This is a genomic window from Fructilactobacillus sp. YLN 2507 (assembly GCF_059614085.1).
In genome coordinates this window covers 1231573-1247401 of record NZ_CM184303.1, presented here as the reverse complement: position 1 = coordinate 1247401, position 15829 = coordinate 1231573, and the positions used below count along the sequence as shown (strand labels likewise).

Here is a 15829-nt window from a genome sequence, read left to right as displayed (position 1 = left end):
TACTGGTTAAACTATCAGATCATTAGTTTAACTGGTTCTTTTTTGTGAAAATTTAGGATTAGATGAGGGAAGAAAGATGATGAAAAAACTAAGTTTACTTTTAACGGTTGGTTTAGCAGCATTGGTATTAGTAGCCTGTGGAAGTAAAGGCAACCAGGCAGATACTAAGACTCCTGGGACTTTAACCATTGGAATGGAGGGAACATATGCACCATATGCCTATCGAGATAAAAATGGTAAGTTAACTGGGTTTGAAGTTGAATTAGCACGTGAAACTGCAAAAAGAATGGGTCTTAAACCAAAGTTTGTTACCACTGGTTGGGATTCTTTAATTGCTGGATTAGGTTCTAATGAATATGATGTCATTTTTAACGACATGTGGGTTAATCCAGCACGGAAAAAGCAATTTAGATATGCGACTCCTTACATTTACTCTAAGAGTGTTCTAATTTCAAAACCAGGTTTGAAGTTGGACAATCTTAAAGGAAAAACGATTGCAGCTGGAACAGGGACAGAAAACTGGACCACTGCTGAAAAGTTGGGGGCAAAAGTTGTAGCTGCTCCTGACTTCCAAACAGATATGGATATGATTAATCAGGGTCGAGCTGATGGAGCTGTTAATTCAGAAGCAGCTTTTAACTACTGGAAGAAGAGCCATAAAAATACTGATTTAACTTACCAAGTAATTCCTGATAAATACATTAAAATTGAACCAATTGCTCCTATGCTTAATAAAAAATCAACCGGACTTACTAAAGAAATGGATAAAGCACTTAAAGCTGAGAAAAAAGACGGAACAATTAAGAAACTTTCCCTTAAGTACTTTGGAAAAGATTTGACTCATGAGTAAGATGTTAAATTATGATCAACAAATGAAATGGCAATCAGTCAAAAACTACTTGCAGTCACCGATTGATATTCGATCAGCAGATGTCGTTAATGGCAAACAAGCTTTTTCGTTTGAAGTTTACGAGCCCTTAATGCTTACACAGGTGGAGAATTTAGGAAATAACTTAAAATTCATTGGTCATGGAGCGGCTAAAATCTTACACCGTCCTTATCAATTTCAACAAGTACATTTTCATCATCCATCTGAACATTTAATCAATGGTCAAGCAGCTGCTTTTGAAGTACATTTTGTTTTTGAAAGTTCAATTGGACAGACTTTAGTATTAGCTTTGCTATTTAGAGTAGGTAAAGTTAGCCCTCTAATTCAAAAATTGATTAAACAATCATCATTTCAAGTAAATTTATCCCTTCCAACTGATGGAATAAGTTATCATTACTTAGGTTCTTTGACGACTCCGCCGTTGCAACCGGGAACTGAATGGTTAGTCATTACTGCAGATGAATTAACGCTGAGTCAAGTACAATTGGACTGGTTTATTGAACATTTTCCAGCGAATGCGCGTCAAGTTCAGTCGTTAGAAAAGCGTCCGATTGAAGGGTTAAAAATGTAAATAAAAAGGGTCCCTCACACATCAATTATGTGAGGGACCCTTTTTATTAGAATCTTTTATCAAAACTAGACTTGTGTATTCAGAAACAGTAATTCCTTGTTTAGCTAAATATTTTTAGATTTTTCGTCAATTGCTGAAGTTACTCTATTATAATGTCTTATTTTTATTGGTTGACTTCCTTAGTACGTTCAATCATGTCTTCATAAATTCGTTGAACATCTCGATCGGTTCCTCGAAGTTCATAGTCGGCTAGGAAGGGAACGTCAAATCTTTTAGCATAACGCTTAGCGGTTAAACAATATTGAACGTTAAAGTTCTTATTACCACTGCCGATAATTCCTAGACATTGATTAGCATTGTTGTGATACTCGATGTACTCGCTTAAGATGGTGGTCATAATTTCAATTACATTTTCACCAGTACCATCGCCACCGAATAAATAAGTTGGCACCGAAACAAAGTATGGTTCATTTTCGTCTGCAAAATCAGTTTGTTCACTGATTTCCATACTATTTATTAGTGGAAGATTAGGATCTTTTTGGTGTTGTTCTAGGGCATAGGTCGTTAAATTACGTACAAAATTACGAGTATTGCCAGTATTTGAAATGAAAATAAGGTTAATTGGTTTCATAATATCCTCCTAGTCGTTTCCTTTTATTTTACGCGCTTATAAGGATAAAATCATTGATAAATTTGTGTATAAAGGTGATAAAAAACGGCCTAATTAATTAGGCCGTTGAAAATTACTTTTTTATTTTTTTAAAATACCAAAATGCACCGCTAATGATTAAAATTAAAAATAAACTGATGCCACTAACAATTTTACCAATTAGTAAACCAGGAGTTTTGTAAATTAATTTAATCTGATGAGTACCCGCCGGGAGAATAGCGCCAACAAAAGCTTGATTAACAACTTGAGTTGCGGCTGGTTTACCATCAATCGTTAATTTCCAACCACTTGAATAAGGAATAGAAGTGGTTAACACAGACTTATGTGAATTATGACTAATTCCGGTAACCTGATTATGTTGGGCTTTAATCTTAGTTAAGCCGTTTTGCTGGTCTTGTTTTATTTGTTTTTGGTAGTTATTACCAAAGGGTACTGCAATAATTCGTGCGCGTTTGAAGTGCATTGAATTAACTCCAGTATAGCTTAGCGTAATTTGTTTTCGGGCATGTTTTGAATAACCTAGGTTTAATAGAGCTTTTTTCTTGGGAAGATAGTTAGATAGTTCATCAGTTCCTAGTTGGGTTACAGCATTGGACATTCCCTTAGCAGTAGCTTTTAAAACAAAACTTCCGTTGTCATAAGTAGAGATGTTCTTACGGAAATAATCGAGATGATCAAATTTGGTTTTAGTTTGATTATGCAATGCGTCTCGATTGCTTCTAATTTCATTGATTTTGTTTTCGCTGTTGTAATTTCCTTGAATTCCCTCTAATTCTAAATATAATTCAGCATTTTTAGTTTTTTCGGGATGTTTAATTTGAAGCGTTGTTGGAATTGCCTTACCTAAAGCATCGCGAGTTAAGTAATGTAAGCCATTCTGATTTTGGGTTTGTAAATCAGTTGTAGTTTTTTGGTTTTCTTCTAGAATAGAAGCAATTTTATCTTTTGAAGCATAATAAACATTAGGCGAATCTAAGTGAGCAGATTTTTTAGCAACATCTGATTGATCAAGTTGGTCCTGATTAGTGATCACATCAGTTAAATCAAAGCTCACATCATATTTTAATGGATTGGAATTGCTTTGATAATTAATGGTTTTAATCCCTGAAACAGCTTTGTTTAAATTAGCAGCCTTAATTAAAGCTTGTTCTTTATCATTAGCAGTCAGTTTATTAAATGCTTGGTTAGTAATTAATTGAGTTTGGGTAAACATTAAGGGTAGAGCATTTTTGTTTTTTGCAATAATTGTCCCAGCAGCAGCTTCAGGACTGGTAATTTGACTACCATTTTGGAATAATTTAGGTTGATGTTCTTTGTCACGAATTATTTTGAAACCGAAGGGTAATGCATCTTGAATTTTATCGGAACGAAGAAACATGTATTTAACCCCAAATAAATTTTCAAGTGAAGATCGATAATCATTTTGTGCAACAGGAGCATTTTGGGTAAATTGATTGTTTTGTACAAGTCGTTCCAACTTACCGAGGTAACCATTTTCAACCGTTAGATAAGAAGCGATATCATGAGTTCCAAGAATCATTGGAAGATTAGAGGCGGCATTAAAAAAGTCGGTATTGATAAAGTTATCTCGATCATCAGGAAAGTAATGATAACGCTGGCCAATCGTTGTTCGGTAAGTGGTTAATTTTGGTTTTACAAACTGGTCAGCGCCATCATAATAATTTTTGGTATAATCAGCAGCAACTTGTTGATTTAGCATTCCCTTAGAATATCCACTGCTATCAGGACTGTAAAAACCAATTCCTAATGAAATTAAGTTCAAAGTAGTTATAAACATAGTACTACCAATTATGACTTGTGGTTTCCATTTGAAAATTTGAGCAGCAAATAAAATTCCAATTAACAAGAAGAGCAAAAAGTATTCGCTAAAATCGTGGCGTCGGACTTTGAAAATAAAACCATTACAAATCCAAATCAATATTACCAAGCTTAAAGAAACAATTGAAAAAGTAATTAAATCACGTTTAGATAGGCTAGTAATATGATTAGATAACACTGCGGTAGCTAGTCCAACTGGCAATAAAATTAATGAAGTCCAGCGATTAGATGGAGAAGCAAATGCATTGAAAACGGAACTGAAGGCGGGAATTAGAATTCCAAGCATTGCGATCAGTAATCCCAAATTAAGCACTAGATACTTTTTAAAATGACTAAATGTATAAATTACAGCTAAGAAACTAAAACCGCTAATGCCAATTAATAGCCAGAAATTAAATGTTCCCCCCAACCCAATTATTTTACCGGGAAGATTTAAATAGTAACTGGTAGGATAAGTAAGATAACCATTGGCAAAAACATTGGTAATTCTAGTTGATTTAAGGGCATAGAGCATTGTTGGAATGAATAAAATGCTGGCTAAGGCAATTCCGCCAATAATAGCTATCACTAATTTAAGTAAACTAGTTTTAAAATTAAACCATGCTGCTTTTCGTACTGAAAAATAGCGAATGATAACATAAATGATACAACCCAAGCCTAAAATATAGGCAAAGTAAAAGTTACTTAAAAAAGTAATTAAAGTAGCAAAGAGTAACCACAGTGGCGAGCCATTGTGAATGATTTTTTCAATTCCAAGTGCCAATAAAGGAAAGAAAATCAAAGGTAGAATAAAAAAGGCGTGGTGTAAACCAGCGTATAAAGCATAGCTCCCAAAGGTATAAGTTAAGGCACTAATAATTAGGCTATATTTTTTAAAGTTAAATTGTTTGGCATATAAAATGAAGGCAAGCCCAGCACAATATAGACGAAGTAATACTAAAAATTCATACCCCAATTCAATTTGATTTTTTGGAAAAAAAACAATCAGATAGTTAAATAAATCGCCTACTACATAGTAAGAAAAACTCGTTAGTTGATCTGCTCCAAGTCCAATCTCCCATGACCAGTGTGTGAATCCATGGATTGGATGATTAATAAAATTTCGTAATAGATCATGAAAACTGACTAGGATGGGGTAATGTTGGGCAATTCCATCAAAACTCCAAAGTAAAGAAGTATCAGTTAGCGAGAACATAAAAGCGAATGTTGAGGTAATTACAGCAAACAAAACGGTGTAACCCAGCCACGCTGGTATTTTTTTAATTGCATTCATTATTTAGAAGTCTCCTTAAACAAAAGACGAGGCTAGCGCCCCGTCTTTTTAGGTTATTTATCGGATTCATCTTGCTCATCTTCAGATTTAGGTTCGATTTTTTTAACTTCAAACCATTCGATGAATGAATTTTCATAGGCAATTACCTTAAATTCAAAGTCACCTAATCTGACAATATCTCCAACTTTAATGTGAGGATTGTGTTCGATTATAAAACCAGAAAGAGTTACGATGTCCGATCCTTCAAAGGCTTTGATATCAGTATCAAATAGCTTTTCAAAATCATAAGTATTCATTTTTCCACCAATTTTGTAGGTGCCGTTTGGTTGACGGAAAATAGCTGCATGATTAACTGGATCAATTTCATCACGGACAGTGCCAAATAACTCTTCATAAATGTCCTTATCAGTAATAATTCCAGAAGTTCCACCATACTCATCAATTACCACAACAATTGGCTGATGATTACTAATCATCTGTTGCAAGACCATTGCGATTGGGGTAGTTTCAGAGGTGGTACTGATTTTACGGATGAGACTTTTAAGGGGTTTTTTATTATTAATTTGGGCTTGTTGAATTAAATCATAGATATAAACGTATCCCAGGATGTCATCTTTGTCGTTGTCTTTAACGACTGGGAGACGACTAAACTTGGTGTTAAGGTAAGTTTCAATGGCTTCTTCATCAGTAGCATTAATGTCAATAGTTTTTAGCCGAGTTCGATCAATCATGACATCTCGAGCTGTTTTATCATTTAATTCGAAAACCCGACGCATGTAAAGATAATCATCTTTTTCCAGGTCACCGTTTTTAACAGCCGCTTTGGAGACACTTAAAATTTCGGATTGAGAAAGGGCTTCGTCGTTTTCATTAGCAACTGGAAGGCCGAGTAATTTGACTACTCCTGCTGCTGAAACATTAAGCAACCAGACAAAAGGATAAAACATTACGTGAAAGTAATGAAGTGGGGTGCTAACTACTGATAAAACTTTGAGTGGCATATCAATACTTAGGTTTTTGGGTAAAATTTCAGTAAAGACCACTTCTAGATAAGTCAAAATCAAAACTCCGATTATTACTCCAAAACCATGAGCAGCAGCGGCATTTAAACCAATTCCCGAAGTTCCAAATAAATCAACGAAGATTTCAACAGCAAATGATTCACCAATCCATCCTAAGATGATTCCAGCAAGAGAAACCCCAACTTGAGTAGTTGATAGGTATTCATTCAAGTTCGTAACCATTTTCATTTCAAGTTTAATCTTGCGTTTTCGTTTTTCACTTGTGTTGTCATCATCGAGTTCTTCTTGTAAGGCAGTCGGCCGTGATTGCACCAGGGCAAATTCACAAGCAACAAAGTATCCTGCGAAGAAGAACATCACTAATATAATAACTAAGTCGACAAAAATCGATCCAGTAACCAAAAAGCATTCCTCTTTTCATTTTAATAAATAGTATTCAATTTAAGTCAAAATTTAAGTTTGACGTTATATTTACTAATTTTACCATAATATAGAAAGTAACACGTTTTTTTAATATTAACATTACTAAATAATTAATGATAATAGTAAATTTTGGTTAATTTAAAGGAGAAAAAATGAAAAATAAAAAGAGCTTAGCTATAATTAAACAGAAAGGGGTGGCATAATGAAGCAAAATTTAACTGGATTAACGTCAGCTCAGGTCCAAGCCCGGATAGCTGCGGGAAAAAAGAATACAGCGACAGAAACATTAACGAAAAGCATTCAACAAATTATTTTTGAAAATACATTTACTTTATTTAATTTCATTAATCTAGTGTTAGGTTTACTAGTCTTTTTGACGGGCAGTTACAAAAATATGCTATTTTTATTGATTGCAGCCATCAATACTTTGATCGGCATCTTTCAAGAAATTAGAGCAAAACGACAAATTGATAAAATGGCATTATTATCACAGTCAAAAGTTACGGTAATTCGTAATGGAAAATCGGTTGAAATTGAACCAGAAGACATTGTACTAGATGATTTAATCGTCTTACAACTTGGAGATCAAATTCCCGTTGATGGAATAGTGAAGGAAACACAAGAATTAGAAATCGATGAATCACAAATTACTGGTGAAGCGGATGTGATTGTGAAATCTGATGGACAAAGTTTAATTTCGGGGAGTTTTGTGGTTGGTGGTCATGCAATTATGCAAGCTACCAAAGTCGGAAAAGCAACTTTCGTGAATTCATTGACCGAAAAAGTTAGTAAGACCACGAAAAAGAATAGTGTGTTGTTGAATTTAATTAAGCGAATTATTCGAATTTTAACGATTATTATTATCCCACTAGGCCTTTTGTTATTCGCCTCACGTTTATGGCATGGAGTTTCTTTTAATAATGCGATTTTAGGGACCGTGGCAGCTATGATTGGAATGATTCCAGAAGGTTTGATTTTACTTTCATCGGTTACACTAGCAATTTCGGCTTATCATTTAGCCCGTAAGCAAGTCTTGGTTAGAGACTTAGCTTCCATTGAAACTTTGGCACGTGTTGATACAATCTGTTTGGATAAAACAGGGACGATTACAAATGGTGACTTACGGTTTAAAGACTTAGTGTTAGCTCCTGGACAAACTCAGACAGCAGTTAGTGATGTTTTGGGATCGCTAGTTAATGAAATTGATGATACCAATGAAACGGCTGAAGCATTGAAAGCGGCTTTTCCTAACCATCCGTATCATGCACAACAAATTGTACCATTCTCTTCGGCTAGAAAGTGGAGTGGGGTACGGTTTAAAAGTGGAAACTATGCCTTAGGAGCACCACAATTTGTGTTGCAATTAACTGAACAACAAACTCAGCAAGTTCATAAATTTGCAGCTGAAGGGAATCGAGTCTTAGCTTTAGTTGAAGCAAGTAAAATGAGTCGTGAAGGCTTAACTGGTACTAAATTAGTAGCTTTTATTTTGATTACAGATGTGATTAGAGCGGATGCGCCAGAAACGTTACGGTACTTTGCCAATCAAGGGGTTACGGTTAAAGTCATTTCGGGTGATGATCCCACAACTGTATCAGCAATTGCCAAACGAACAGGAATTGAAAATGCAGAAAGATTAGTCGATATGACCACAGTACCGGATGATACCGATTATCATGAATTAGTAGCTAAAACGACAGTCTTTGGCCGGGTTAAACCAGAACAAAAAGAACGTTTAGTAAAAGCCTTACAAGATAATGGCCATACTGTTGCTATGACAGGTGATGGAGTAAATGATATCTTGGCATTACGTCAGGCTAACTGTGGAATTGCGATGGCTTCTGGAAACGAAAGTACGAAAAGTATTGCTGACTTTGTGTTAGTTGATTCTAACTTTTCGGCATTAATCAATATTTTAAATGAAGGACGAAGAGTCATTAATAATATCGATAATATTGCTGCTTTATATTTGGTAAAAACCATGTTTTCAGTCATGTTGAGTTTGATTTTTATTTTTATGGCCAAAAGTTATCCTTTCCAACCAATCCAACTTACTCCAATTAATAGCCTAATGGTTGGAATTCCTTCTTTTCTATTAGCGCTATCTCCGGAGTTTCATCCAATCAAGAATCGCTTCTTTACGGGAATTGTTGAAATTGCACTTCCGTCGGCGCTTTGCGTGGTTTTATACATTATGCTAATTGGGGTAATTGGCAATCTATTATCATTTAAAGTTGTTACGACTGACACACTAAACGTGTTGTTGACGGGATTGATTAGTTGGCAAGCGTTATTATTAGTTAGTCGGCCTTTAAATCGTTATAAAACTATGATTGTTTCGATTAGTATAATTGGGTTTATGGGATTATTTATCTGTTTTGGTAAATTTTTCTATTTAACTAGTTTATTTACTTGGCAAGTTGGGGTAATTGGTTTGTTGTTAATTTTAACGATTAATCCAGTTTTCTTATTTGTACAAAGAATAGTTAATCATTTTTACTATCGAATTAAGAAAATAAATTATAAATGACCACAACAGTCAAGTACTGAATTTAATCAGTACTTGGCTGTTTTATTAGTCGATTATGTTACTAATTACACAATTAGTATATGAAAGAGATGAATATCTTGGATATACTGATAAAATAGTATTTAGCGATATTTATGAATAAATGTTTGGCAAATCAAAAAGAGTGTGATATTATGAACTTGTGAAATAAATAACAATTAATGTTTATGAACCGGAGGGCGAATAAGATGGTAGAAAAGAAACAACCAAATGTTGAAGCAATCACAAAGAATGTCGATGAAATGGTTGCCAAAGCACATGTTGCCTTAGACGAAATGAGCAATTTTGATCAAGAAAAAGTTGATCACATTACCCATGCAATGGTAATCGCTGGGGTTAACGCTCACCAAATGCTCGGTAAAATGGCTTATGAAGAAACAGGACGTGGGGTCGCTGAAGATAAGGCAATTAAAAATTTATTTGCCACTGAAGAGATTTGGAATAACATCCGTAATGATAAAACGGTTGGCGTCATTGAAGAAAACTCAGAAGAAGATTTAATCAAAGTTGCTGAACCACTAGGTGTGTTAGCCGGAATTACGCCTGTAACTAACCCAACTTCAACTACTTTATTCAAAGCAATTATTTCAATGAAAACTAGAAATGCAATTATCTTTAGCTTGCATCCTCAAGCACTAAAGTCATCAATTAAAGCTGCTGAAATTATGCGGGATGCTGCCGTTGCTGCTGGTGCTCCTAAAGATGCCATTCAATGGATTACAGAACCAAGTCGTGAAGCAACGAATGCTTTGATTCAAAACCCAGGGGTTGCTTGTACGTTAGCAACTGGAGGGCCTGGTTTAGTTAAGGCTGCTTATTCAACTGGTAAACCAGCTTTAGGAGTTGGTCCCGGAAATGGTCCCGTTTATATTGAAGAAACAGCTAATATTCCTCGGGCCGTTAATGATTTAGTTTTATCAAAAACGTTTGATAACGGAATGATTTGTGCTACGGAAAACAGTGCCGTAATTGATGCCTCAATTTATGATGATGTGAAAGAACAACTTTCACTCAACCGAGTTTACTTTATTCCTGATAACGAAAAACAAAAATTAACGGATGCCATGTTTGACAGTACTCGCTTGAGCGTTAAAGGCCCAATTGCTGGGGCAACTGCACAACAAATTGCTGATATGGCCGGCATTAAGATTCCTAAAGATACTCAAGTTCTTGCTGTTGAAATGACTGGAATTGGTCCTAAGTACCCAATGTCTGGAGAAAAATTATCTCCTGTAATTTCAGTTTACAAATCAAAAGACCATAAAGACGCCTTTAAAATTGTGTCTAAGTTATTAAATTATGGTGGATTAGGGCACACGGCTGCTATTCAAACAAGAGATGATCAACTAGCCGTTGACTTCGGAGTTGCTGTTAAAGCTTCACGAGTTTTAGTTAATTCACCAGCTGGACTAGGGGGAGTTGGAAATCTTTATAACAATATGACTCCTTCATTAACATTAGGAACAGGATCATGGGGTAACAACTCAATCTCACATAACGTTACTGACTACGACTTATTGAACATTAAGACAATCGCAAAGAGAAGAAATAATATGCAATGGATTAAATTACCTAAGATTTACTTCGAAAAGAACTCAGTTCGGTACCTTAAAGATATGCCAAATGTTAAGAAGGCCTTCATCGTTACTAGTCCTTCAATGGTTAAATATCACTATGTTGATAAAGTTTTAGATGAATTAAATGCTCGTCCGGATGGTGTACAATATTATATTTTCGATGATATTCATGATGAACCAACCACTGATACAGTTCAAGCAGGGGTTACCCAAATGCGTGGTTTCAAACCAGATACGATTATTGCTTTAGGTGGTGGTTCACCACTTGATGCTGCTAAGATGATGTGGTTAATTTATGAAAACCCAGAAACTGATTTCTTTGGTGCTAAACAAAAATTCTTAGATATCAGAAAACGAGCTTATCGTTTTGAAAAACCAAGTAAGTCACAAATGGTTGCCATTCCAAGTACGTCTGGTACTGGATCAGAGGTAACTCCATTCTCAGTTATTACTGATTCTAAGTTACACATTAAGTACCCATTAGCTGATTATGCTTTGACACCTGATGTTGCCATCATTGACCCACAATTTGTCGCTACCGTTCCAAAGAAAACTATTGCAGCTTCAGGACTTGATGCTTTAACTCATGCCATTGAATCATATGTATCAACTATGGCATCTGATTACACTCGTCCTTTGTCACTTCAAGCAATCAAGATGATTTTTGAAAATCTAACTGATTCTTACAACGGCAACATGGAAGCTCGCGACAAAATGCATACCGCCTCAACAATTGCCGGAATGGCCTTTGCTAATGCTTTCTTAGGAATTACGCACTCAATTGCTCATAAACTTGGTGGACAATTTGGTATTACGCATGGAATTGCGATTGCAATTACCTTGCCACATGTCATTCGTTATAACTTTGAAAAACCTAAGAAGATTGCTACTTGGCCTAAGTATGAATCATTCCGAGCTGACCAAGACTATGCTGAAATTGCTCGTTACCTTGGACTATCAGGCTCAACTAAAGAAGAACTTAAAGAAGCTTTGGTTCACAAGTTTATCGAATTAGCACATTCAGTTGGTGTTACCTTAAGTTTGAAGGCGCAAGGAGTTAACAAAGCAGACTTAGAAGCTGCTGCAACTCATCTTGCTGAATTAGCTTACGCTGATCAATGTACTACTGCTAACCCTAAAGAACCGCTTTTCGCAGATCTTAAGAAGATGATTCTTGATGAATACGATGGAGTTGGCGTTGAAACAGATACAGATAAAGAAGTTTAGTAAATAAAAGCACTTCGCCATTTGACGAGGTGCTTTTTATTTTGCAATGGAATTAGTTAAAACCTCAATTAATTGATTTTCTTTAGGTGATAAGACATGTGTCTTTCGATAAGCAAGCGAGACATAAAACTGATCTAAGTCATCATCATCAATTGGAATGGCGACTAAATTGTCTTTAGCGTTAATGGCTTGTTCAGTTAAAAAAGAAATTCCAATATTTTCAGAAACTAATTGTTTTAAGAGTTCGACATCTTGAGTTCGATAGCGAACATGAACTTTAATGCTATGTTCATTACATAGTCGATTAAAAGTATTGTGATGAATAAAGTCATCAGAAAGAGAAATAAAATTAGTATCATCAAGATCTTTAACTTTAATCTTATCTAATTTAGCTAATGGTGAATTTGGAGAAACGATAATTTTGAAGTTACTTTTCGTGAGTAATTTGGATTTGATGGCATGACTTTCGATGGGTTCATTAGAGCCAAGCAAAGCAATGTCGATTTCTCCAGAACGCAAGTAGTCCAATAGTTTACCCGAACCGGATTCAATGTTGTCTAAGTCATCTAAAATATTTGCTTTGCTGAGTTCTAATGCAAGACTAGGAAAATAATAGTTCCCAATAATAGGGGGAAGTCCAAAACGAATTGGTTCTTTGAAATTATGATGCATATTTTCTTTTAATTCCTCGACTTCTCGATTAATGATTTCAGTGTGCTTATGCAAAATTTTACCGTGGGGACTAATTTTAATCTTGTGATGAGCTTGATTTCGGTTAATAAGTTCAACGTTGAATTCTTTTTCGAGACGTTGAATGGCCATTGAGATGGTTGGCTGACTAACTCCAAAGTATTCAGAAACAGTGGTGTAACTTTTAAGCTCAACTAGTTTGTTAAAATAAATTAAATCTTGTAATTTGATAGAATCACCTCATATAAATGGTATTTATGTAAATTATGTGTTTGACAATTATTTTCTCTGTGAATTAACATACAAGTTGTTTAATAAACTAATGATACTACAAAAAGGAGTCTTATTTATGTCAAGAGGACAAGAAATTGTAAACAATCCCTTTTTAAACAAAGGGACTGCATTTACTGAAGAAGAACGTAAGAGTCTAAATCTTCAAGGAATGTTGCCACCACGGGTACAAACTTTGGAAGAACAAACTGCCCGAGTATACAAAGAATACTTGACTAAGAGTAATGATTTAGAAAAACGGGTTTACTTAATGAGTATTTTTAACGAAAACCGAGTACTTTTCTACGCTACCTTTGCTGAACACGTTAGTGAATTCATGCCAATCGTATACGATCCAACCATTGCCGATTCAATTGAAAACTACAGCCGGATGTATGTTAACCCACAAAACGCTGCTTTCTTATCAATTAACCATGATGATAAAGAAACCATTCGTCAAAGTTTAATCAATGCTGCTGAAGGCCGTAACATTAAGTTATTAGTTGTAACTGATGGTGAAGGAATTCTTGGAATTGGTGATTGGGGAACTCAAGGAATTGATATTCCAGTTGGTAAACTAATGGTTTATAGTGCGGCTGCTGGAATTGATCCTTCAGAAGTATTACCAGTTGTGATTGATGCTGGGACTACTAGAAAAGAATTACTGGAAGACCCACTATACTTGGGACTTGATCAAGAACGTGATTATTCAGAAAAATACTATGACTTCGTTGACAAATTTGTAACTGAAGCCGAAGATTTATTCCCTAACCTTTACCTTCACTTTGAAGACTTTGGTCGTGCTAATGCTGCCAACATCTTAGACAAATACAAAGACAAGTACTTAGTATTTAATGATGACATCCAAGGAACTGGAATCATTGTACTAGCTGGAGTACTTGGGGGACTTAACATTTCTGGTGAGAAAATGGTTGACCAAAAATACCTTTGCTTCGGAGCTGGTACTGCCGGAGTTGGGATTGCTCAACGAGTTGCCGAAGAAATGGTACAAGAAGGTCTATCAGAAGAAGAAGCTAAGAAACGTTTCTACATGGTCGACAAACAAGGTTTATTATTTGATGACATGCCTAACTTAACCCCTGGTCAAAAAGAATTTGCTAGAAGTCGTTCAGAATTTGCCAATTCAGAAGACTTAACTGATTTACTTTCAGTGGTTAAAGCAGTTCACCCAACAATTATGGTTGGTACTTCAACTGTTCACGGTGCCTTTACTGAAGAAGTGATTAAAGAAATGGCTGCGCACACTGAACGTCCAATCGTTATGCCCATTTCAAACCCAACTAAATTAACTGAAGCAACTGCTGCTGATGTAATTAAATGGTCTGATGGTCGTGCCTTAGTTGCTACAGGTGTTCCAAGTGCTCCAGTTGAATACAATGGGGTTACCTATGAAATTGGACAAGCTAACAACGCCCTTGTTTACCCTGGAATCGGTTTAGGTGCAATTGCTGCCACTGCTACTAAATTGAGCGATAAAATGATTTCAGCTGCTGCTCACTCATTAGGTGGAATTGTGGACCCAACTCAACCAGGTGCTGCAATCTTACCACCAGTTGATCAATTAACTGAATTCTCACAAACGGTTGCTAATTCAGTTGCCCAAACTGCTGTTGATGAAGGTATTACTCGTGAAAAGATTACTGACGTCAAAGCTGCGGTTGAAGCAGAAAAATGGTATCCAGTTTACAAAGAAGTTAAATAAACGTAATGTTGCAAGCAAATTCGTTCGTAATTACTACGGGCGTTTTTTGTTTTTAAAACTAAACTTAGGAGATGGATTTTTTAATGACTGCATTCTTAACCTCATTATCAAGTGTTGGTGAAATTGTTTTAGTAATTGCTTTAGGATTTTGGCTTCGTAACTCTGGACGCCTGGGTGATTCGTTTAAAAATAATATTTCGTTCATCATTATGAACATTGCATTACCAGTTTCAATTTTTATGTCAGTGGTAACTAAACTTAATCGAAATAAATTAATTAGTTTATCAAGTAGCTTATTCTATGTCTTTTTGAGTTTTTTGCTTGGATATGTAATTGCGATTGCTTTAGTCAAGCTTTTCAAAATTCAAAAGGGACGTCGGGGAACATTTATTAATATGGCCGTCAATGCCAATACGATTTTTATTGGGATGCCTCTAAATATGGCACTTTTTGGCGATCAAGCGTTACCATTTTTCTTGATTTATTATTTAATGAATACTATTTCAACTTGGGCAATTGGAATTTTCTTTATTTCTGCTGATGATCCTACCAAAGTTAAAGGAGAAAAAAATGCCGCTGGATTTAACTGGAAAAAGTTACTTCCTGCACCTTTAATTGGCTTTATTATTGCCTTAGTTTGGTTGATTCTAGGATTACCAGTTACCTTTATTGTGCAACCAGAGTCATTTCCAATGCTTGGAAACACGTTTGAAATGGTTGGGGGATTAGTAACCCCATTATCTTTGATTTACATCGGAATTATTTTGGCAGATGCTGGCTTAAAATCAATTCACTTTGATCGTGATTCAATTTTAGCGTTAGTGGCTCGGTTTGTCGTGGCTCCAGCCATTATGCTTTCGGTTTTAATGTTCTTTATGCACACTGGAGCAGTAATTCCTAAGATTGAAATGAGTACCTTTGTGATTCAAGCTGCGGCACCCGGATTAGCAGTCCTTCCAATTTTGGTTGGACGTTCACATGGTGATGTAGCTTATGCAACAAACGTGGTGGTAACTAGTACCGTCTTGTTTGTGGTTGTTGTACCAATTTTAATGGAAATCTTAACTTTAATTTAATTTTAATAAT

General features: G+C 35.5%; 10 protein-coding genes. 6 read left to right on the top strand and 4 right to left on the bottom strand.

The features are described 5' to 3' along the window. Positions 1 to 76: 76 nt before the first annotated feature. A complete protein-coding gene (locus tag AC0GLY_RS06435; protein WP_496611347.1) occupies positions 77 to 850 on the top strand; it encodes an amino acid ABC transporter substrate-binding protein in 774 nt (257 codons plus the stop codon). After that, entirely contained in the window at positions 843 to 1460 is a 618-nt protein-coding gene (locus AC0GLY_RS06430; protein WP_496611346.1) for a carbonic anhydrase family protein, read from the top strand. The genes AC0GLY_RS06435 and AC0GLY_RS06430 overlap by 8 nt, the downstream gene beginning before the upstream one ends. Before the next feature lie 163 nt (positions 1461 to 1623). Here AC0GLY_RS06430 and nrdI read toward each other — a convergent pair whose 3' ends face one another. The 3 genes from nrdI to AC0GLY_RS06415 form a co-directional block, all read right to left on the bottom strand. Further along, positions 1624 to 2091: a class Ib ribonucleoside-diphosphate reductase assembly flavoprotein NrdI gene (gene nrdI, locus AC0GLY_RS06425; RefSeq protein WP_496611345.1), complete on the bottom strand. Its 468-nt coding sequence runs from the start codon at positions 2089 to 2091 to the stop codon at positions 1624 to 1626. 112 nt (positions 2092 to 2203) lie between these two features. After that, positions 2204 to 5242 (bottom strand): YfhO family protein, encoded by a 3039-nt coding sequence (locus tag AC0GLY_RS06420; protein ID WP_496611344.1) that lies wholly within the window; start codon positions 5240 to 5242, stop codon positions 2204 to 2206. A gap of 53 nt (positions 5243 to 5295) precedes the next feature. Next, positions 5296 to 6666, bottom strand: a complete 1371-nt coding sequence (locus AC0GLY_RS06415; protein ID WP_496611343.1) for a hemolysin family protein — start codon at positions 6664 to 6666, stop codon at positions 5296 to 5298. 223 nt (positions 6667 to 6889) lie between these two features. Between AC0GLY_RS06415 and AC0GLY_RS06410 the strand changes: the two genes are divergently transcribed. Together AC0GLY_RS06410 and adhE are read left to right on the top strand one after the other, a co-directional pair. Then, positions 6890 to 9217, top strand: coding sequence for an HAD-IC family P-type ATPase (locus AC0GLY_RS06410; RefSeq protein WP_496611342.1), 2328 nt, complete (start codon positions 6890 to 6892; stop codon positions 9215 to 9217). 227 nt (positions 9218 to 9444) lie between these two features. Beyond that, positions 9445 to 12060, top strand: coding sequence for a bifunctional acetaldehyde-CoA/alcohol dehydrogenase (gene adhE, locus AC0GLY_RS06405; RefSeq protein ID WP_496611341.1), 2616 nt, complete (start codon positions 9445 to 9447; stop codon positions 12058 to 12060). 36 nt (positions 12061 to 12096) lie between these two features. Here adhE and AC0GLY_RS06400 read toward each other — a convergent pair whose 3' ends face one another. Continuing rightward, on the bottom strand, positions 12097 to 12963 hold the full coding sequence (locus AC0GLY_RS06400; RefSeq protein WP_496612269.1) for a LysR family transcriptional regulator: 867 nt from the start codon (positions 12961 to 12963) through the stop codon (positions 12097 to 12099). A 136-nt stretch (positions 12964 to 13099) separates the two neighbouring features. Here AC0GLY_RS06400 and AC0GLY_RS06395 point away from each other — a divergent pair, with 136 nt between their 5' ends. After that, positions 13100 to 14743 carry a malolactic enzyme gene (locus AC0GLY_RS06395; RefSeq protein ID WP_496611340.1) on the top strand — a complete coding sequence of 548 codons (1644 nt, stop codon included), beginning with the start codon at positions 13100 to 13102 and terminating at the stop codon, positions 14741 to 14743. Between the two features lie 83 nt (positions 14744 to 14826). After that, positions 14827 to 15819, top strand: coding sequence for an AEC family transporter (locus AC0GLY_RS06390; RefSeq protein WP_496611339.1), 993 nt, complete (start codon positions 14827 to 14829; stop codon positions 15817 to 15819). The last annotated feature ends 10 nt before the right edge of the window (positions 15820 to 15829 follow it).